This is a genomic window from Acinetobacter johnsonii (assembly GCF_048551975.1).
GTDB lineage: Bacteria > Pseudomonadota > Gammaproteobacteria > Pseudomonadales > Moraxellaceae > Acinetobacter > Acinetobacter johnsonii_A.
In genome coordinates, this window is sequence record NZ_JBIMCF010000032.1 from 1 (window position 1) to 20,270 (window position 20,270).

Genomic DNA, 20,270 nt, shown 5'->3' on the forward strand with positions numbered 1-20,270 from the left:
AACACCCCGAATCAGACGTATGAGCAAACTAAAACCGAGCTAATTGCTTAACTCGGTTTGAAGTGGAATACTGTCAATCTATTTCAGGACAAGACATCATGGTTTATTGAAGCAATAAGCTGTTAATCCGTTTGATATATTCGGCAGGATCATCAGGTAAGCCACCTTCAGCAATCATCGCTTGGTCAAAAATCACATTGGCCAAGTCATCAAACTGTGCCGAATTTTCTAATTTTTTCACCAATGGATGCTCTGGGTTAATTTCCAAAATTGGCTTGCTTTCAGGTACGGCCTGACCCGCTTGCTGCAGCATACGAATCAATTGTGGTGAAAGTTCTCCCTCACCTGTCACTAAGCATGCAGGTGAATCGACCAAACGTGTGGTCACACGTACTTCTTTGGTCTTGGCTTTCAATGAATCAGACAATTTTTCAACCACAGGTTTAAACTGCTCTGCAGCTGCTTCAAGTGCTTTCTTCTCTTCGGCATCTTGTAAATCACCTAAGTCGACTGCACCTTTCGCTACATTCTGCATTGGTGTGCCATCAAACTCATGCACAAATTCCATTGCCCATTCATCAACACGGTCTACCATGAGTAAGACTTCAATGCCTTTTTTCTTAAACAGCTCAAGTTGTGGTGAGTTCTTCGCAGCATTGAGACTGTCTGCAGTCACATAGTAAATCGCTTTTTGCCCCTCAGGCATACGCGCTTTATAGTCCTGCAAAGAAGTGCTCACCGCATCATTGTTTGAAGTTGAGAAGCGTAAAAGTTTTAAAATACGCTCACGGTTACCAAAGTCTTCGCCTAAACCTTCTTTCAACACTGAACCAAATTCACGGTAAAAGGTTTTGAACTTCTCTTGATCTTTTTCATCTTCCGATTTGGCTAAAGCATCCAACATGGTCAATACACGGCGTGCATTCCCTTCACGAATGGTTTTCACATCACGGCTTTCTTGTAACAACTCACGACTAACGTTCAGTGGTAAATCGGCACTATCAACCACCCCTTGAACAAAGCGTAAATAGTTTGGAATCAAGTTATCCGCGTCATCCATAATGAAGACACGTTTCACATAGAGCTTAATCCCCGCTTTGGCTTCACGGGTAAAGATATTGGCTGCAGCTTTGCTCGGTACATACAACAACTGCGTATATTCAGTACTGCCTTCGACACGGTTATGCGCCCATGCCAGTGGGGCTGCAAAGTCATGGCTGAGATTCTTATAAAACTCGACATACTGCTCTTCAGTCACTTCATTTTTATTACGTGTCCACAGGGCGCTGGCTGAGTTAATCGCTTCCCACTCACCCGTTTTCACATACTGACCAGGTTTTGGTTCTTCACCTGCGACCGCTTCTTCTTGCTGCCAAACCTCTTTTTGCATCTCAATCGGCAGGCTAATGTGATCCGAGTATTTATTGATAATTTGCTTCACTTTATGCGACTGTAAATAGTCCAACGCATCTTCACGCAAATGTAAAATAATATCGGTACCGCGGCTGTCTTTGTGGATCTGCTCGACTTCGAACTCACCCGTGCCCGCACTGACCCAACGTACAGCCTGATCAGCATCCACACCTGCACGGCGTGATTCTACGGTAATTTTGTCAGCCACAATAAAGCCCGAGTAGAAACCTACACCGAACTGACCAATCAGTTGTGCATCTGATTTCTGGTCACCGGTGAGCTTAGACATAAAGTCCTTGGTTCCAGACTTAGCAATCGTACCTAAGTGGTCAATCGCCTCTTGTTCAGTTAAACCAATCCCATTATCTGAAATGGTCAGTGTTTGATTGGCTTCATCAAAGCTGACGCGCACATGTAAGTCCGGGTCATTTTCATAATATTCAGGATGATTAATGCCTTCAAAACGCAATTTATCGCAGGCATCGGATGCATTTGAGATCAATTCACGTAGGAAAATGTCAGGATTTGAATACAGTGAGTGCGTCACTAAATGTAATAGCTGAGCCACTTCAGCTTGGAAACTATGTTTATGTACGTTTTGCTCGCTCATCAATCGCTCCTTAATGTATTAAGTCTTATAGAGAATGCTTAATGAATTGGAGTGAGCGATACGTTTTTCAATAGCAATCGCAAGTTTTTTTGCTTTTTTTAAAATGGGCCCTGACGGTAAATACGATCTAGCTGTAGTTCTAACTGCTGCTGGCGCATTTTATACACATCCATGAGGCAACGTTGTGAAGTACCACAACGGTCACGGAGACTCAACCACTTCACTTGCTCATCTTGAATCAAGCCACGTGTCCCCATCGGAACAAGACGTTTTAAGATGGTATAGGTGGTGGCCATTTTCACATCGGCATCGTTGATTTGGCGATACTCACAAATCGCATGTTCTGTCGTGGTTTTTGCTTTATCACAATTAAAACTTGCTGCTTGAGCATGCATGCTCCACGCCAAAGCACAAACTAAACCAATTCCGAGCATAGATTTCATTTTTATCACTCTCTTATTTTGTTTCTATCCATTCTATAGACGATTTTCTTTTAATACTGAATCATCGTGATTTATTTCAGCTTTGACCACTATTCAACTTTAGTCTTTGCATAAAAAAACCCCATCATTGATGAGGTTCTTAAAAAGCTACTTTTGATTATTAAAATTTGTAGCTATAACCGAGGGTATAAATCACTGGATCGATATCTAATTTGAAGTTTTCAACCACAGTTTCAACTTTTGGGTTTAAGTCTGCATAACGAACATCGACAAACACACCCCAGTTTTTTGCATCAGCAGGTTGGTAATTAAAACCAAGTTGAGCAGCATAGCCGTAGTCATCTTTGACTTTAACTTTAGTTCCTGAGAGTACACCTGAAGTTTCTTCATCCCATGCAATAAAAGCTGTTGCACCGACACCAATATAAGGCGTGAAACCTGTTGAGTTTTTAAAGTTATATTTTGCAGTTAATGTTGGCGGTAAATGTTTAATTTTTACTGCTTCTGCACCATTAATGAGTATATCGTGGCTAATTGGCGTTGCTAGCAGTAACTCTGCAGAAATATTGTCATTAAAGAAATATTCAACCGATGGCGTAAACGCGAGTTCGCTATCTGCTTCAACCGTTAATGTACCATTCGCAATTTTCGTGTCCTGCGTTGGTGCAACTGCAGATCCACCGACTTTGACTTGCCATTGACCTGCCATTGCAGCAGATGCAGAAAGACCCATTAATGTAATTAGAGCAATTTGCTTCAACATTTCAAATAACCTCTGTTTGTAAAATAATTAATATAAAAATTAACATTAACTCATCATAAACAAGAGTGTAATTAATATGCAATTATAATAATAATGTATTTTAAATGCTATTTTTAAGTAATTGTTTTTAATTGATTTAAATATTAAATATACTATTTTAGTTGGTTTTAAATTAATAACGAAAAATCAAAATAAATATATTTTAATTCCAACCTTTTTAATCCGAATTAACATTATAAACCCGATTATTTTAATCTGAATAAATAATAAAAAAGACGATTTAAAATCGCCTTTTTATAATAATTGGATTTTTAATTACAACACCATGGCCGCAATCCAACCGAAAATCATGAGTGGAATATTAAAGTGAATAAAGGTCGGGATCACACTGTCTTTCATGTGATCATGCTGACCATCCATGTTCAAACCCGAAGTCGGCCCCAAAGTGGAGTCAGAAGCCGGAGAACCCGCATCACCGAGTGCTGCAGCCGTACCAATAATCGCAATGGTTGCCGCTGGACTGAAACCAAACTGGATACACAACGGCACATAAATAATTGCTAAAATTGGAATGGTAGAGAAAGAAGAACCGATTCCTAAAGTAATCAGTAAGCCAATCAATAGCATCCAAAATGCAGCGAGTCCTTGGCTAGAACCAATCCACTGCACTGATGCTTCTACCAATGCTGGCACTTGATTGGTCGCCGAAATAACAGATGCAAAACCTTGTGCTGCAATCATAATGAAACCAACTAATGCCATCATTCGCATACCGCTAATAATCACATCATCTGCTTCTTTCCATTTAAAAATTCCCGCACAGCTCAAAATCGCAACACCAACCAGACCAGCTAAAATCATGGAATCTGATGCGACTTGCACCCAAAGCGTAGCAACTACCGCAATGAGAGCCATAGATAACGTAAACTTTGAAATTTCGGGCTTAGACTTCTCACCCGTGATATCAAGTTCAGAAGAAATACTTTGCTGCACTGGTTCTACGTGTACTTCTTCGTATACACGTTTCTTACGGTAACTAAAGAATACAGCAACTAATAAACCAACAAACATGCCAAAAACAGGAATGGCCATTGCTGAAGGGATATCGGCATAATTGATTTTAAAACCATAGGGTTGCCCAAAAGTATTAATGTTTTGACCTAAAATATCATTTAGGAAAATCGCACCAAATCCAAATGGTACCAACATATATGTGGCAACCAAGCCAAAGGTTAGAACACAAGCAATTAGTCGACGGTCTAACTGAAGATGGTTAAACACACTTAATAAAGGAGGAATCAGGACTGGAATAAACGCAATATGTACAGGAATGACGTTTTGTGAACAAATGGCTGCTAACGCGACGGTTATAAAAATCAGATATTTAACCCGATTTTGTGCCTTTTCATTGCTCGAACCTTTCAATGTTTTAATAAGCTTATAGGCCAACAAGTCAGGTAAACCTGAGCGTGCCAAGGCCAAAGCAAATGCACCTAAGACCCCGTAAGCCAACGCAATTTTTGCGCCGCCCCCAAGCCCATTATTAAATGCTTCGAGGGTACCGTGTAGCCCTAAACCAGCCAATAAACCACCTGTGACAGCACCAATAATTAATGCAAATACTACAGGCACACGAGCTAATGAAAGTCCAAACATGACCCCAATAGCGGCAAGAATTGCGAACATAGTGAAAAGAGTGACTTGGAAGAAAGGCGCATTTTATCAGAAAATAACCAAAAAATTCTGCCCTTACAGGTCGCTAGCACCTTTCTCTTTCACAGATCATTTCAGCTGGCTTTAACACAACGCCAGTTTTGAACAAACCTTTTGATTTCTTTAGCAATTACCTCAGGCTGGCTCAAGATTGCCCAGTGGTTGGCATTTACATTCACCCGTTGAAAATTCTCGACCCACTTCGGTATTTCATCGATTAACGCTGGACTCACAAACTGATCCTGCTCCAACACAATCGCTTGTACGGGACAAATTGCAAAGCGTTCCCGAGGTTTCGTCAGGCGTGGGATAAAGTTGGCGCGGTAGAGCCCAACCCCGTGTTTACCATCAGCAGCAATGTGATGATTCAGCGGTAAGTCTGAACGTCCTTCTAAACGCGATAAAACTTTGCCCCAATGCTCAGGACTAAAAAACTGCCATACGGTTGGTGCTAAAAAAGGCAACTGAAAGGCCGCAATATACCAAGACTTCGTTAACTGCTTAAAAAATTGAGGCTTATGTTGTGCGAACTGTTCACGCATCCAAAATGCGGCATGGTCTAAGCATGGGCCTGAAATGGTGGTAAATGACAGCATACGCTCTCTAAACTTTGGCTCAGTCGCGGACTCCCATGACTGAATCGAACCCCAGTCATGCGCAACCAGATGAAAGCTACGCTGTGGGATCACACTATTCACCACACTTTCCAAATCTAGTGATAGCTGAGGCAAGGCATAGGCCCGTGTACGACGCGGCACACTCGACATGCCTGCACCGCGAACGTCATAGGTCACAATATAATAATCTTGCACCAGATGCCCAATCACAGGCTCCCAGACCTCTTGATTATCTGGATAGCCATGCACCAAGACCAGTGCAGGATTGTTCGCATTGCCCCATGTTTTCACATAAAGTCTTTGTTGGTCTGTGGTTTGTACCCAGTAACTTTGCTGCTCCATATTCAGCTCCTTATTGTTATTGACTGTTTTTTATACTTTGCTGGCAAAACGATCAATGCCAATTGATTTGATCGTCTCTAGTATGGATAGAAGTTCATCAGATACCATTGACCGAAATGAGCATTTTAAAAAAACTTGTGACACAGCCGATTGTCGCGAAATACTTTCTCAATCATTTTGCCCCCTTTAAAGGTGCAGGGATTCAAATTGAAAAGTTTGACCTTAAAAACTACCATATTCGTGTCAAAATGCCCCTCACTCGACAAAATCGAAATATTGTCGGCGTACATTTTGGCGGGAGTTTATATGCGATGGTCGACCCGTTTTATATGACCCTGCTGATGCATCACTTAGGCAACAAATATATTGTTTGGGACAAAGCAGCCTCTATCCAATTTCTCAGTCCAGGGCGCAGTACAGTCTATGCAGACTTTCATCTTGATGCCCAAGAAATCGCGACCGTGAAACAACTGGCCGACAACTATGCCCCCGTACATCGTATTTATACCTTAAATATTTACGATGAGGCGGGTATTCGAATTGCAGCAGTGGAAAAGACTTTATATATCCGTCGTAAAAAACCTAAACCGGCACAGCTATAAAAAAAGCACTTCCATGAAGTGCTTTTTTTGAAAATCTGAACTTAAAACATTATTTACGCTCTTCAATAGCAGCACCTGCGCCACCGCCGATGGCACCACCAATGGCTGCGCCGGTATTACCACCAAATACGCTTTTACCCACTGCTGAACCAATCGCACCACCAACACCACTGTAGGTTGCACTACGGTTTGAACCACCTTGAGCTTTACTACCCACAGCTGCACCAGCACCGCCACCAACAGCTGCACCTACACCGCCACCGAGGCTATTCCCCGCAGCACCACCCACTGCACCGCCTAAAGCCGCTGTCCCAATACGTTGCTCCGAAGCACTCATATTCTCACAACCTGCCAACAGCATCGTCGAAAAAGATACCACTGCAATAATACTCATATACTTTTTCATGAGATTTGTCCTTATTGGCTATTTCTTACAGCATAAAAGATCAGTATGAACTTAAAACCCCTGAAATGTTACGGTTACAGGTGCTATTGCTGAAAATTTGTAAGCAAGAAGCCCTCCTGAGAGGGCCTCATACAGCATTCAACTCAAGCTTATTCAGGCTCTTTCACCACAACCACATCTTTGGTGGTGGTGCCATTTTCTTGTAGCACCGCACGCGTCACACTTTCTTGACTTTTCGGATCTTTCACTTGATCCAGTTTAAGCTCCTTACGTATAGGTTCCTGCCCTTTCTTAAACTCAACCCCTTGTGCGTCAATTTGCTTACCTTCTGCAAGGACGACACCGCCTTGACTCAAAATCGATTTCACTTCAACTTGGGATGTCGGAACAATCACGCTACCCTTTTGCACAATCGGTGCCGACATTTTTTTATCTGAAAATTGGCTGGCATTTTCCTCGAGCACTACTTCACGTGCCACAATATCTTTACCACCATTTTTCACTTCAAAAATAGTCGCTTCAGTCGTCCGCACAGGATCTTGACCTGCGACACTACGAATAATCTGTGTTTTGACAATGGGTACAACCGCCTTATCCTCCACGGTGATGGTATTCGGCATCGGTGCTGCCATTGTTTGGCTCACAAATGCGAAGATGCTTAAGCCCAATAGTTTTGATGTCAATTTCATGTGGAACCACCTCTATTTTTTAATCGTTAATGAAGTAAGGAGATTTGTGTACTTATATTTTTACTATAGGAAAAATGTGAAATTTATAAAAGCTTAAAACCGCTTCTGTAACAAAGGGACAAAAAAAAGCCACCCGAAGGTGGCTTTTTCATGCATTTAAAGGGCTAATTACAGACTGTTAAACTCATCGCTAAATGCTTGGCTTAATGCTTGATCAACATCAGAGAAATCATTTACAAGCTCATGCTCTGCAGCTTCAGCTTCTTGACGACGACGCTCTAAGTGATACGCAAGACCAGTACCTGCAGGAATCAAACGACCTACAACTACGTTCTCTTTCAAGCCACGTAAATCATCTTCTTTACCTGTTACAGCCGCTTCAGTTAACACGCGTGTGGTTTCCTGGAACGATGCAGCAGAGATAAACGAGTCAGTAGAAAGCGACGCTTTAGTAATACCCATCAATTGACGTTCAAACTTCGCTGGGAACTTGTTTTGCGCAAGAACAGCTTGGTTCTCTTGCATCACGCGGATGTAATCCACTTGCTCGCCTTTGATGAAGCTTGTATCACCGCCATCAGTGATATCAACTTTACGCAACATTTGACGTACAATCACTTCAATGTGCTTGTCGTTGATTTTTACACCTTGCAGACGGTAAACGTCTTGAACTTCGTTCACGATGTAGTTGGTTAATGCAACTTCACCTTTCAAACGCAAGATGTCATGCGGGTTTTGTGGACCATCAGAAATGGTTTCACCGCGGTTGACATGCTCACCTTCAAACACGTTAATGGTACGCCATTTAGGAATCAGTTCTTCATAAATCTCAGAACCATCATCTGGAGTAATCACTAAACGGTTCTTACCTTTAGTCTCTTTACCGAAGCTTACAACACCTGAAATTTCAGCAAGAATTGCATGCTCTTTAGGTTTACGCGCTTCGAACAAGTCAGCTACACGCGGTAGACCACCGGTAATGTCACGCGTACGTGAAGTTTCTTGTGGTACACGACCAATAACGTCACCCACACCAATTGTTTCGCCATCACGGACAGAAAGAATTGTATTTTGTGGTAGGAAGTAGAACTGCTCACCACCATCCGTCGTATCAAGAACAACCGCAGGACGTAAATCTTTACCAGACGCAGGACGTGCAGTCACAGGTAAGATTTCAATCGTCGTCATACCTGTTGCATCATCAGTTTTAGAGGTAACAGTTACGCCATCAGCAATTTGGCTGAAACGTACTTTACCTGCAACTTCTGTTACAAGTGGGTGTGTGTGCGGATCCCAAGTCGCCACAATACCGCCAGCTTCTACAGCTTCGCCATCTTTCAACAAGATAGACGCACCGTATGGCAGTTTATAACGCTCACGCTCACGACCTAAATCATCCGCAATACCGATTTCACCTGAACGAGAAGTCGATACCAAGTGGCCTTTGGCATGTTGTACTGTTTTCACATTGTGGAAACGTACAGTACCTTTGTTACGTACTTGTACGCTGTTTGCAGCAGAAGTTCGGCTTGCAGCACCACCTACGTGGAAGGTACGCATGGTTAACTGTGTACCCGGCTCACCAATCGATTGTGCAGCCATAACACCCACAGACTCACCAGGGTTCACCTGATGACCACGTGCCAGGTCACGACCATAACATTTCGCACATACACCGAATGTAGATTCACACGCAACCACTGAACGCACTTTAACTTCATCGACACCTTGCTCTTCTAGGAAGTTTGCAAGTTTCTCATCAATCAAAGTGTTACGTGGCAGGATAACGTCGTCAGAACCTGCTTTCTTCACATCTTCAGCAACAACACGGCCCAGTACTCGAGTACCTAAGTTCTCGATCACGTCACCGCCTTGAATGAACGGAGTCATTACAAGACCGCCCAAAGTACCACAGTCAGGCTCAGTAATTACCAAGTCTTGCGCTACGTCTACAAGACGACGTGTCAAGTAACCAGAGTTTGCTGTTTTCAGTGCTGTATCGGCCAAACCTTTACGTGCACCGTGTGTTGAAATGAAGTACTGAAGTACTGTCAAACCTTCACGGAAGTTCGCTTTAATTGGAGTTTCAATGATCGAACCATCTGGTTTCGCCATCAAACCACGCATACCCGCTAACTGACGAATCTGAGCTGCCGAACCACGGGCACCTGAGTCAGACATCATATAGATCGAGTTGAATGATTTTTGCTTCTCATCTTCACCCTGTTTGTTTTTAACAGTGGTAAAAGACAAGTTGTCCATCATCGCTTTCGCTACTTGGTCATTGGTACGTGCCCAAATATCGACAACTTTGTTGTAACGTTCGCCAGCAGTTACGAAACCTTGTTCGAACTGTTGCTCAATTTCACGAACTTCAACTTCTGCTTTTTCAATAATTGAGTACTTCGCAGGTGGAATCACCATGTCTTCCATACCTACCGATACGCCTGAACGTGTCGCTTGACGGAAACCAAGGTACATCAATTGGTCAGCAAAGATAACAGTATCTTTCAGACCTAATTTACGGTAGCAAGAGTTGATTAACTTCGAGATGTTTTTCTTGGTCATCTCAACGTTAATTTGTTGGAAATCCATACCTTCAGGAACAACTTCCCAAAGTAAGCAACGACCTGGTGTAGTATCTACAACGATGGTTTGCTGTTCACGGTTACCATTTTCATCAATCACGGTTTGGTGTACACGTGCTTTAACACGAGCGTGTAACGCAACCTGACCAGTCGCCAATGCACGGTTTACTTCGTGAGTATCCGCAAACACCATGCCTTCACCTTTGGCATTGATTGCATCACGAGTAATGTAATACAAGCCTAAGACAACGTCCTGAGACGGTACGATGATTGGTTCACCGTTCGCTGGAGACAAGATGTTGTTGGTCGACATCATTAACGCACGCGCTTCTAACTGCGCTTCAAGTGTTAATGGTACGTGTACTGCCATTTGGTCACCGTCGAAGTCGGCGTTAAACGCAGCACAAACGAGTGGGTGAAGACGGATCGCTTTACCTTCAATCAGGATCGGTTCAAATGCTTGAAGACCCAAACGGTGAAGTGTAGGCGCACGGTTCAACATCACTGGATGTTGACGAATCACAGATGCAAGAACGTCCCAAACTTCTGGAGTTTCGCGCTCAACCATTTTCTTCGCAGCTTTAATGGTTGTTGCTTGGCCAGATGCTTGTAGCTTCGCGAAAATGAATGGCTTGAATAATTCAAGTGCCATTTTCTTCGGAAGACCACATTGGTGCAGACGTAAAGTAGGACCTACAGTAATTACCGAACGACCCGAATAGTCAACACGCTTACCAAGTAAGTTTTGACGGAAACGACCTTGTTTACCTTTGATCATGTCAGCCAAAGATTTCAATGGACGCTTGTTCGAACCCGTGATTGCACGACCACGACGACCGTTGTCTAACAATGCATCAACAGACTCTTGTAGCATACGTTTTTCGTTACGTACGATAATGTCTGGCGCTGCAAGGTCAAGAAGACGCTTCAAACGGTTGTTACGGTTGATCACACGACGGTAAAGGTCGTTCAAATCAGAAGTCGCGAAACGACCACCTTCAAGTGGTACTAACGGACGAAGGTCTGGTGGAAGTACTGGAAGTACATTCATCACCATCCATTCTGGCTTGTTGTTTGACTCTTTAAACGCTTCCATCAACTTCAAACGCTTAGACGCTTTTTTAAGCTTCGTCTCAGACGTTGTGTTTGGAATTTCTTCACGTAACCGTGAAATTTCGTTTTCAAGATCGATGTCTTTTAACAAGTCTTGAACCGCTTCCGCACCCATTTTCGCAGTGAATTCATCACCGTGTTCTTCTAAAGCGTTGAAGTATTCTTCATCGTTTAAAAGTTGGTATTTCTCAAATGGAGTCATACCTGGGTCAGTTACTACGTAAGATTCAAAATACAATACACGTTCGATATCACGTAAAGTCATGTCTAATAATAGACCGATACGGCTCGGAAGTGATTTTAAGAACCAAATATGTGCAACTGGAGACGCTAGCTCGATGTGACCCATACGCTCACGACGAACTTTCGCAGTTGTTACTTCAACGCCACATTTTTCACAAATGACGCCTTTGTATTTCATACGCTTGTATTTACCACACAAGCATTCGTAATCTTTAACTGGACCAAAAATTTTGGCACAGAATAAACCATCACGTTCTGGTTTGAACGTACGATAGTTAATGGTTTCAGGCTTTTTAACTTCACCATGAGACCATGACTTAATCATTTCTGGTGACGCAAGACCAATACGGATGCGATCAAACTCAACTGGAGCATGACCGTCTGAATCCGTCTTTTTGCGCATGATATCGAGCAAGTCTTTCAATTTTTTTCTCCGTGTGTTGTGGAGACTTTCACTACACAACTGGGTCACAAATATTGTTTTTACTGAACAATCCTCCCTCAATCCCTCCTTTTTCTAAGGAGGGAAGCTCCTACTCTTTTAAAGTGGGAACTCCCCCTTCTCAAAGGGGGATGGGGGGATTAAATGGAACTAATTAGTCACCATTTTTCAGTTCAATGTTGATACCTAAAGAACGGATCTCTTTGGTCAATACGTTGAACGATTCAGGCATACCTGGGTCCATATAATGGTTACCATCTACAATGTTCTTATAGATACGGGTACGACCTTCAACGTCATCCGACTTAACAGTAAGCATTTCTTGAAGCGTGTAAGCTGCGCCATATGCTTCAAGCGCCCAGACTTCCATCTCACCGAAACGCTGACCACCGAATTGTGCTTTACCACCAAGCGGCTGTTGAGTTACTAATGAGTAAGAACCAGTAGAACGCGCGTGCATCTTGTCGTCTACCAAGTGGTTCAGTTTCAACATGTACATGTAACCTACAGTTACAGGACGGTCAAACTGTTCACCTGTGCGACCATCATACAATACTGTTTGACCAGTACGTGAAATGTTCGCAAGCTCTAACAAGTCTTTAATTTGAGATTCTTCAGCACCATCGAATACTGGCGTTGCAAGAGGAACACCCGCACGCAAGTTACCCGAAAGCACCAAAATTTCATCATCAGTTAAGCTATCAAGATCTTCTTGCTCGCCACCAACTTTGTTATAAATCTTGTCTAAGAATCCACGAAGCTCAAGTACAGTACGTTGTGCTTTTAACATCTTGTCGATTTCTTCGCCAAGACCTTTCGCTGCCATACCTAAGTGTGTCTCTAGAATCTGACCCACGTTCATACGTGACGGTACACCCAATGGGTTCAATACGATATCCACTGGTACACCATTGGCATCATGCGGCATGTCTTCAACAGGTAAGATGTTAGAAACAACACCCTTATTACCGTGACGACCCGCCATCTTATCACCCGGTTGGATGCGACGTTTAACAGCCAAGTAAACCTTAACAACTTTCAATACACCTGTTGTTAATTCATCACCTGTAGAAAGTTTGCGTTTTTTCTCTGCAAATTTCTCATCAATTTCGAAGCTCTTCTCTTTCAAGAAAACTTGAATTTGAGTTAAACGCTCTGCAATAGCTTCATCAGTCGGTTGGATTTCAAGCAAATCAACCAACTCTAAACTAGATAATACGTCTGCAGAAAGCTTATCGCCACGCTTAGTTGTACCACCACCGTTAGACTCTTGACCCGTCAACAAACGAACAATACGTTCACGTGCTGCTTCTTCGAAGATTTTGTATTCTTCTTTCAAGTCTTTACGGTAAGCGTCTAATTGAGCTTTTTCAATTGCTTGGGCACGTTCGTCTTTTTCAAGACCGTCACGAGTAAACACTTGAACGTCAATCACTGTACCTTTCGTACCTGATGGAACACGTAAAGATGAGTCTTTTACGTCAGCTGCTTTTTCACCGAAGATTGCACGAAGCAATTTTTCTTCTGGTGTTAACTGCGTTTCACCTTTAGGCGTTACTTTACCTACAAGGATATCGCCCGCAGTCACTTCAGCGCCGATATATACGATACCTGATTCATCAAGCTTAGACAGTGCAGCTTCACCTACGTTAGGAATATCCGCAGTAATTTCTTCTGCGCCTAACTTCGTATCACGAGCAACACATGACAACTCTTGAATGTGAATCGAGGTTAAACGGTCTTCTTGAAGTACGCGCTCTGAAAGTAAGATCGAGTCTTCATAGTTGTAACCATTCCACGTCATGAACGCAACGCGCATGTTTTGACCGAGTGCAAGCTCACCGCCATCTGTTGATGGACCGTCAGCCAATACATCACCACGACCGACTTTATCACCAAGTTTCACAAGAACCTTTTGGTTAATACAAGTGTTTTGGTTCGAACGTGTATATTTGATCAGGTTATAGATATCTACACCTGCCTCGCCTGCAACCATTTCGTCTTCGTTGACACGAATCACGACACGTGAAGCATCGACGAATTCGATACGACCACCACGACCCGCAATCACACACACACCAGAGTCATGCGCTACATTTGCTTCCATGCCTGTACCTACAAGCGGTTTGTCAGCAATCAATGTAGGCACAGCTTGACGCTGCATGTTTGAACCCATCAATGCACGGTTGGCGTCATCGTGCTCAAGGAATGGAATGAGTGATGCTGCTACAGATACAACCTGTTGTGCAGATACGTCCATATGCGTCACTTTTTCAGGCGGCATACGAACGAATTCACCTTGGTGACGTACAGAAACGAATTCTTCAGAGAGGTTGCCGTCTTTATCTACGCCAGAATCGGCCTGTGCAATCACAGTACCTACTTCTTCAATGGCAGATAAATACTCAACTTCATCCGTTACACGACCATCTACTACTTTACGGTATGGAGTTTCTAAGAAACCGAAATTGTTACATTTCGCATAAACAGAAAGCGAGTTGATCAAACCAATGTTTGGACCTTCAGGCGTTTCAATTGGACATACACGACCGTAGTGAGTTTGGTGTACGTCACGTACCTCAAAGCCCGCACGTTCACGTGTCAAACCACCAGGACCAAGCGCCGATACACGACGTTTGTGCGTAATCTCAGACAATGGGTTGTTTTGGTCCATGAACTGAGATAATTGGCTTGAACCAAAGAATTCTTTGATTGCAGCAGCCACTGGTTTCGCATTGATCAAATCTTGCGGAGACAAGTTATCTGTTTCAGCTTGGCTTAAACGTTCTTTAACAGCACGTTCTACACGAACTAAACCAACACGGAATTGGTTTTCAGTCATTTCACCGACTGAACGCACACGACGGTTACCCAAGTGGTCGATATCGTCGACTTCACCTTTACCGTTACGGATTTCAACCAATGTTTTTAATACATCAGTGATATCTTCGTTCGACAAAATACCTTCAACTTCACGAGACTTCTGATCTGTACCTACTTCGTAAGGACGACCCAAACGACGGTTGAACTTCATACGCCCCACTGGAGAGAGGTCATAACGTTCAGAAGAGAAGAACAAGTTGTTGAATAGGTTTTCAGCCGCTTCTTTCGTTGGTGGCTCGCCTGGACGCATTACTTTGTAGATTTCTACCAATGCTTCTTCACGACCTGTCGTGGTGTCTGCACGTAAAGTATCTGCAACAAATGAACCACGGTCGATGTCATTGGTGAATAGAATGTTAAATTGTTTAACACCACCTTCAGCCAATTTCACCATCACTTCATGGCTTAACAAGGTATTTGCTGCAATCACATCACCATCTTTAAGTGGGATGTCTTCAGCAGTAATACGCTCGTACAAGTACTCATCAGGTACAGAAAGCTTTTCTAGGCCAGCAGCTTCCATTTGACGCACATGACGCGCGTTGATACGCTTGCCTTGCTCAACAATGGTTTTGCCATCATTATCTACGATGTCAAATTGTGCCATTTCGCCACGTAAGCGTTCTGGAACAAGGTCAATCTGGTAGCTACCCATGTCTAGGTATACAGGCACTTTTTCATAGAACAAGTCTAAGATTTGCGCATTGTTATAACCCAAAGCACGAAGAACAACAGTAGCGAGTAATTTACGACGACGGTCAATACGCACAAATACAAGGTCTTTTGCGTCAAATTCGAAGTCTAACCATGAACCACGGTAAGGAATAATACGCGCAGAATAAAGCACTTTACCACTAGAGTGGGTTTTGCCTTTATCGTGGTCAAAGAACACGCCTGGCGAACGGTGTAATTGAGATACGATTACACGCTCAGTACCATTAATAACGAATGTACCGTTATCGGTCATGAGTGGCATTTCACCCATGTACACTTCTTGCTCGCGCACGTCTTTAATTGATTTAGTTTCGCGATCTTTTAAGATCAAACGAATTTTTACGCGCATTGGTGCTGCATAAGTTGAGCCACGAAGAATACATTCGCGTACATCAAACTCAGGCTTACCAAGACTATACTCAACAAATTCTAAAGCAGCATTGCCAGAATAACTTTCTATAGGAAAAACTGAACGAAACGCGGCTTGCAGACCGATATCTTCGCGGTTTTTTGGTGATTTGCCATCTTGTAAAAATGTTCTGTACGAGTCGACTTGAATCGCGAGCAAGTACGGAGCATCCATAACACTAGGCAATTTACCAAAATTCTTACGGATCCGTTTCTTTTCGGTATATGAGTATGCCATCTGGAGTCCTCGGAAAGTAAACCAAGCCCGCCTGCAGAACGGGCTCAGAAGGAATTACGCAGGCCGATATGGCCACCACTTTTTACAAATGCTGCAATTTTCAGTGGTATTGAAACGCTTACCAATATTTTTAAATTTGAAAAATATTGGTAAGCGTTTGATTCTTTTCTTTATTTTAATTTGATGGATTTTCCACCAAGCAAACAAAAATCGAGCCGATTATTGTAACGCAAAAAGGCTGATGACCCAAGAGCCATCAGCCAATTTTTGGGGTGAAATTAATATTCCCCCCCTGGTAACATTACTTAATAGTAATAGTAGCACCAGTTTCTTCAAGTTTTTTCTTAAGTTCTTCAGCTTCTTCTTTAGAAACTGCTTCTTTAAGAACTGAAGGAGCGCCTTCAACCATGTCTTTAGCTTCTTTCAAGCCAAGACCAGTGATTTCACGAACTGCTTTAATCACAGCTACTTTGTTCGCGCCGAAAGAAGTCAACTCAACGTTGAATTCTGATTGCTCTTCAGCAGCAGCAGCAGCAGGACCTGCAGCTACAGCTACAGCAGCAGCAGATACGTTGAATTTTTCTTCGAAAGCAGAAATAAGTTCAACAAGTTCAAGAACAGTTTTTTCAGCAACTGCGTTTAAGATTTCTTCGTTTGTTAAAGCCATGAGAGTAACTCCAAATGGGTATTGAATGATGTGTGTTTAAGTTTGAGCTTATGCAGCTTCTGACTCGTTTTTCTCTTGAAGCGCTGTAAGTAAGCGACCCAATTTCGAAATAGGAGCTTGAAGAACGTTTGCAAGCATAGTAAGCGCTTTCTCTTGGTTTGGAAGATTCGCGATAACGCTAACTTCTGCGCCTTGATAAAGTTTGCCTTCAAATGCAGCAGCTTTAAGTTCAAATGCTTTGTTAGTTTTCGCAAATTCTTCGAATAAGCGTGCCGCAGCACCCATATCATCTGCAGAAGTTGAGAAAGCTAAAATTGTTGGGCCAACAAGGTTGTCGTTCAAGATAGCAAATTGCGTATCTTGAAGAGCGCGTTTAGCCAAAGTATTACGTACAACACGTGTAGCAACACCTAACTTACGAGCTTCAACACGAAGAGCAGTTAATTGCTCAACAGTTAAACCTTGGTAGTCAGCAACAACAGCAGCAAACGCAGTAGAAGCAACTTCAGTTACTTCAGCAACGATCTGTTTTTTACCTTCGATAAGAAGAGCCATTGTAAAACCTCCTAACGGTGATTTATGTACTTACGCGAAGTACACTCCCAATTCGCAAGTTCATCACTGAACTTACACGCGGAGGATGAACAAATCACACCACCGCGTCTACTCAGGCTGGAAAATTAAGAAAGTAATCGAAATTACTCTCGCCTGAGGTCTTTGACGCTGATAAATCTACATTTACCAATTCAAAGTTTGCCTAAGTTCGCAATATACGACAGAGCGTTTCTTGCGTAAAAATCAAAGCAGCGCTTTGATTTCTACTCAGGGCTTTAAAATTCTGTCTAAGTTAAACTTAGTTAGAAACGTTGTTTACATCAACAACAAGACCAGGACCCATAGTTGAGCTCAAAGTGATCTTTTTGATGTATACACCTTTAGATGTCGCAGGCTTTAACTTTTTCAAGTCTGCAATCAAAGTTTCAACGTTTTGACGAACCGCTTCAGCAGAGAAATCTACTTGACCGATCGCAGCGTGGATAATACCCGCTTTGTCAACACGGTAGCGTGCTTGACCAGCTTTAGCATTTTTAACTGCACCAGCAACGTCTGGAGTTACAGTGCCCACTTTCGGGTTTGGCATCAAACCACGTGGACCAAGAATCGTACCCAACTTACCAACAACGCGCATTGCATCAGGAGCAGCAATCACTACGTCAAAGTCAAGGTTACCCGCTTGAATGCTTTCAGCAAGGTCATCAAATCCAACAACATCTGCACCTGCTTCTTTAGCAGCTTCAGCAGCAGCGCCTTGAGCAAACACAGCTACACGTACAGTTTTACCAGTACCTGCAGGAAGTGTAGTCGCACCACGAACAACTTGGTCAGATTTACGAGGGTCAACACCTAGGTTTACCGCAACATCCAAAGATTCTTTGAATTTCGCAGCAGGAAGACCAGCAAGAACAGCTACTGCTTCTTCTAAAGTGTAAACTTTGTTTGCTTCAATAGCAGCAGCAATGGCTTTTTGACGTTTAGTTAACTTTGCCATGTCTTATAGCTCCACTTCCAAGCCCATAGAACGTGCAGAACCAGCGATGGTACGAACACGTGCGTCTAAATCAGCACCAGTTAAATCTGGTTCTTTAGTAGTCGCGATTTCTTCCAATTGAGCACGAGTCAACTTACCAACTTTAGTTTTGTTAGGTACAGCAGAACCCTTTTGGATACCAGCAGCCTTCTTAAGAAGAATTGCAGCAGGAGGAGTTTTCATGATGAATGTGAACGACTTGTCGTTGTACACAGTGATCACGACTGGAATTGGTAAACCAACTTCAAGTTTTTGTGTCGCAGCATTGAATTCTTTACAGAATGCCATGATGTTAACACCACGTTGACCCAATGCAGGACCAATTGGTGGAGATGGATTTGCTTTACCAGCTGGAACTTGCAGCTTGATATAGCCGTCAATCTTCTTAGCCATTTCAAATTACCTCTGGGTACAAACGCCGATGAAGGCTCCCCAATTTCTAAGTAACGATACCGTTACAACAACAATGCCCGATTCATCATAAATCAGGCGTTTTCCAACCACTCAAACTTAAACTGATTTTTCGACTTGACGAAATTCCAGCTCAACCTGAGTAGGTCGATTAAATACATTAATTGTCAACGTTAAACGTGACTTCTCGTATTGAACTTCTTCCACCACGCCTTTAAAGTCGGTGAATGGACCGTCAATTACGAGTAATTCTTCGCCTGGCTCAAACATCGTCTTCGGACGAGGTGCTTCACCAGTATTGCGTACACGAGCAAGAATCGCATCTGCTTCACGTTGGGTAATTGGCGCCGGTTTCTCAGCCGTACCACCAATAAAACCTAAAACTTTTGGACATTCTTTAACAATGTGCCAAGTTTCATCATTCATTTCCATTTCGACCAATACATAGCCTGGAAAAAACTTACGTTCAGATTTACGTTTCTTACCATCCTTCATTTCTACCACTTCTTCGGTAGGAACAAGGACTTCACCAAAGCTATCGGCTACAGCGCTACGCTGGATTCGATCATTAAGTGAACGCATCACTTGTTTTTCATAACCTGAATAGGCATGAATAATGTACCAACGTTTCATAGCTCTCTTACCCGATAATAAACTTCATTAACCAGCCTAAAATGTAGTCAAAACACCATAATAAAATGGATGCAACAACTACAACCACAAGCACCTGCCAAGATGTGGTCATGGTCTCTTGCTTCGTTGGCCAAGTCACTCGACGCAGCTCAATTCGTGAGTCTTTCAACAAACGAGCAAAGCCTTTGCCTTGATGGGTGGCGTATAATAAACCGAATGCCACGATGATACAAGCCAAAATTACCCCAACGCGCACCCAAATATCGTTGGCTGGTGCCCAATACGCTGGTAGGTGTTGATTCACCATGGTCGCACCAATTAATAAAATCAATGCGATAATCCACAAGACGACGTCTAGGGGAGAACCAGATTTAACTACTTCAGCAGAATTATTTCTTTGAGGGATTGCCGCGTCGCTTTGTGCGTCGCGTAATTTTTCATTCGACATTTTTGTACTCGTCGTAGGTTTCGCGACTTATTATATGACCAGTTTTGCCGACATCAAGCGTCTTTTATAAAAAAGTTGGCAGGCCAGGAGGGACTCGAACCCCCAACATTCGGTTTTGGAGACCGACGCTCTACCAATTGAACTACTGACCTGAAAAACAAATTGGAGCCGAAACCCCAATTTGTAATTTTATTTTATAATTATGCAGTTACTTTAGCAACTACACCAGCACCAACTGTACGACCACCTTCACGGATCGCAAAACGTAGACCTGGGTCCATTGCGATTGGGTGGAT

16 protein-coding genes, 1 tRNA gene and 1 pseudogene are annotated in these 20,270 nt (G+C 42.9%); 1 reads left to right on the top strand and 17 read right to left on the bottom strand.

Going from position 1 to position 20,270, the window contains the following annotated elements:
- Positions 1–103: 103 nt before the first annotated feature.
- The 5 genes from htpG to ACG9ZB_RS15300 form a co-directional block, all read right to left on the bottom strand.
- A complete protein-coding gene (htpG, locus tag ACG9ZB_RS15280) occupies positions 104–2,023 on the bottom strand; it encodes a molecular chaperone HtpG (RefSeq protein WP_419326620.1) in 1,920 nt (639 codons plus the stop codon).
- 98 nt (positions 2,024–2,121) lie between these two features.
- Positions 2,122–2,466 (bottom strand): lysozyme inhibitor LprI family protein, encoded by a 345-nt coding sequence (locus ACG9ZB_RS15285; protein ID WP_184117849.1) that lies wholly within the window; start codon positions 2,464–2,466, stop codon positions 2,122–2,124.
- Between the two features lie 160 nt (positions 2,467–2,626).
- Positions 2,627–3,229: an OmpW/AlkL family protein gene (locus tag ACG9ZB_RS15290; RefSeq protein WP_419326622.1), complete on the bottom strand. Its 603-nt coding sequence runs from the start codon at positions 3,227–3,229 to the stop codon at positions 2,627–2,629.
- A gap of 315 nt (positions 3,230–3,544) precedes the next feature.
- Positions 3,545–4,915 carry a Na+/H+ antiporter family protein gene (locus ACG9ZB_RS15295; protein WP_114392518.1) on the bottom strand — a complete coding sequence of 457 codons (1,371 nt, stop codon included), beginning with the start codon at positions 4,913–4,915 and terminating at the stop codon, positions 3,545–3,547.
- A gap of 101 nt (positions 4,916–5,016) precedes the next feature.
- The gene (locus ACG9ZB_RS15300) at positions 5,017–5,901 is read right to left on the bottom strand and encodes an alpha/beta fold hydrolase (protein ID WP_419326623.1); all 885 of its coding nucleotides are present in this window, start codon (positions 5,899–5,901) and stop codon (positions 5,017–5,019) included.
- 116 nt (positions 5,902–6,017) lie between these two features.
- On the opposite strand from ACG9ZB_RS15300, the gene ACG9ZB_RS15305 reads away from it, so the two are divergent.
- A complete protein-coding gene (locus ACG9ZB_RS15305) occupies positions 6,018–6,503 on the top strand; it encodes a DUF4442 domain-containing protein (protein WP_419326624.1) in 486 nt (161 codons plus the stop codon).
- A gap of 49 nt (positions 6,504–6,552) precedes the next feature.
- Here ACG9ZB_RS15305 and ACG9ZB_RS15310 read toward each other — a convergent pair whose 3' ends face one another.
- From ACG9ZB_RS15310 to ACG9ZB_RS15365, 12 genes and pseudogenes are all read right to left on the bottom strand, one after another.
- Positions 6,553–6,909 carry a DNA transfer protein p32 gene (locus ACG9ZB_RS15310; protein WP_419326625.1) on the bottom strand — a complete coding sequence of 119 codons (357 nt, stop codon included), beginning with the start codon at positions 6,907–6,909 and terminating at the stop codon, positions 6,553–6,555.
- A 149-nt stretch (positions 6,910–7,058) separates the two neighbouring features.
- A complete protein-coding gene (locus tag ACG9ZB_RS15315; protein ID WP_419326626.1) occupies positions 7,059–7,598 on the bottom strand; it encodes a hypothetical protein in 540 nt (179 codons plus the stop codon).
- Between the two features lie 168 nt (positions 7,599–7,766).
- A complete protein-coding gene (rpoC, locus tag ACG9ZB_RS15320) occupies positions 7,767–11,966 on the bottom strand; it encodes a DNA-directed RNA polymerase subunit beta' (RefSeq protein WP_279736254.1) in 4,200 nt (1,399 codons plus the stop codon).
- 172 nt (positions 11,967–12,138) lie between these two features.
- Entirely contained in the window at positions 12,139–16,227 is a 4,089-nt protein-coding gene (gene rpoB, locus ACG9ZB_RS15325) for a DNA-directed RNA polymerase subunit beta (RefSeq protein WP_419326628.1), read from the bottom strand.
- Between the two features lie 301 nt (positions 16,228–16,528).
- The gene (rplL, locus tag ACG9ZB_RS15330) at positions 16,529–16,894 is read right to left on the bottom strand and encodes a 50S ribosomal protein L7/L12 (RefSeq protein ID WP_004692767.1); all 366 of its coding nucleotides are present in this window, start codon (positions 16,892–16,894) and stop codon (positions 16,529–16,531) included.
- Between the two features lie 48 nt (positions 16,895–16,942).
- On the bottom strand, positions 16,943–17,449 hold the full coding sequence (rplJ, locus tag ACG9ZB_RS15335) for a 50S ribosomal protein L10 (protein WP_087528632.1): 507 nt from the start codon (positions 17,447–17,449) through the stop codon (positions 16,943–16,945).
- 298 nt (positions 17,450–17,747) lie between these two features.
- Positions 17,748–18,443 carry a 50S ribosomal protein L1 gene (rplA, locus tag ACG9ZB_RS15340; RefSeq protein WP_419326630.1) on the bottom strand — a complete coding sequence of 232 codons (696 nt, stop codon included), beginning with the start codon at positions 18,441–18,443 and terminating at the stop codon, positions 17,748–17,750.
- 3 nt (positions 18,444–18,446) lie between these two features.
- The gene (gene rplK / locus ACG9ZB_RS15345; protein ID WP_097077321.1) at positions 18,447–18,875 is read right to left on the bottom strand and encodes a 50S ribosomal protein L11; all 429 of its coding nucleotides are present in this window, start codon (positions 18,873–18,875) and stop codon (positions 18,447–18,449) included.
- A gap of 117 nt (positions 18,876–18,992) precedes the next feature.
- The gene (nusG, locus tag ACG9ZB_RS15350; protein ID WP_419326632.1) at positions 18,993–19,526 is read right to left on the bottom strand and encodes a transcription termination/antitermination protein NusG; all 534 of its coding nucleotides are present in this window, start codon (positions 19,524–19,526) and stop codon (positions 18,993–18,995) included.
- Positions 19,527–19,533: 7 nt separating this feature from the next.
- A complete protein-coding gene (gene secE / locus ACG9ZB_RS15355; RefSeq protein ID WP_419326634.1) occupies positions 19,534–19,974 on the bottom strand; it encodes a preprotein translocase subunit SecE in 441 nt (146 codons plus the stop codon).
- A 76-nt stretch (positions 19,975–20,050) separates the two neighbouring features.
- A tRNA-Trp gene (locus ACG9ZB_RS15360) sits at positions 20,051–20,126 on the bottom strand.
- A gap of 48 nt (positions 20,127–20,174) precedes the next feature.
- Positions 20,175–20,270 (bottom strand): annotated as a pseudogene (locus tag ACG9ZB_RS15365) (elongation factor Tu); the annotation flags it as partial.

Excerpts from the sequence above, each read along its gene's own strand:
- ACG9ZB_RS15285 (WP_184117849.1), bottom strand. The coding sequence starts at position 2,466 with ATGAAATCTATGCTCGGAATTGGTTTAGTTTGTGCTTTGGCGTGGAGC.
- ACG9ZB_RS15300 (WP_419326623.1), bottom strand. The coding sequence starts at position 5,901 with ATGGAGCAGCAAAGTTACTGGGTACAAACCACAGACCAACAAAGACTT.
- ACG9ZB_RS15305 (WP_419326624.1), top strand. The coding sequence starts at position 6,018 with ATGAGCATTTTAAAAAAACTTGTGACACAGCCGATTGTCGCGAAATAC.
- rplK (WP_097077321.1), bottom strand. The coding sequence starts at position 18,875 with ATGGCTAAGAAGATTGACGGCTATATCAAGCTGCAAGTTCCAGCTGGT.
- rplJ (WP_087528632.1), bottom strand. The coding sequence starts at position 17,449 with ATGGCTCTTCTTATCGAAGGTAAAAAACAGATCGTTGCTGAAGTAACT.
- rplA (WP_419326630.1), bottom strand. The coding sequence starts at position 18,443 with ATGGCAAAGTTAACTAAACGTCAAAAAGCCATTGCTGCTGCTATTGAA.
- rpoB (WP_419326628.1), bottom strand. The coding sequence starts at position 16,227 with ATGGCATACTCATATACCGAAAAGAAACGGATCCGTAAGAATTTTGGT.
- ACG9ZB_RS15295 (WP_114392518.1), bottom strand. The coding sequence starts at position 4,915 with ATGTTCGCAATTCTTGCCGCTATTGGGGTCATGTTTGGACTTTCATTA.
- nusG (WP_419326632.1), bottom strand. The coding sequence starts at position 19,526 with ATGAAACGTTGGTACATTATTCATGCCTATTCAGGTTATGAAAAACAA.
- ACG9ZB_RS15310 (WP_419326625.1), bottom strand. The coding sequence starts at position 6,909 with ATGAAAAAGTATATGAGTATTATTGCAGTGGTATCTTTTTCGACGATG.
- htpG (WP_419326620.1), bottom strand. The coding sequence starts at position 2,023 with ATGAGCGAGCAAAACGTACATAAACATAGTTTCCAAGCTGAAGTGGCT.
- rplL (WP_004692767.1), bottom strand. The coding sequence starts at position 16,894 with ATGGCTTTAACAAACGAAGAAATCTTAAACGCAGTTGCTGAAAAAACT.
- ACG9ZB_RS15315 (WP_419326626.1), bottom strand. The coding sequence starts at position 7,598 with ATGAAATTGACATCAAAACTATTGGGCTTAAGCATCTTCGCATTTGTG.
- ACG9ZB_RS15290 (WP_419326622.1), bottom strand. The coding sequence starts at position 3,229 with ATGTTGAAGCAAATTGCTCTAATTACATTAATGGGTCTTTCTGCATCT.
- secE (WP_419326634.1), bottom strand. The coding sequence starts at position 19,974 with ATGTCGAATGAAAAATTACGCGACGCACAAAGCGACGCGGCAATCCCT.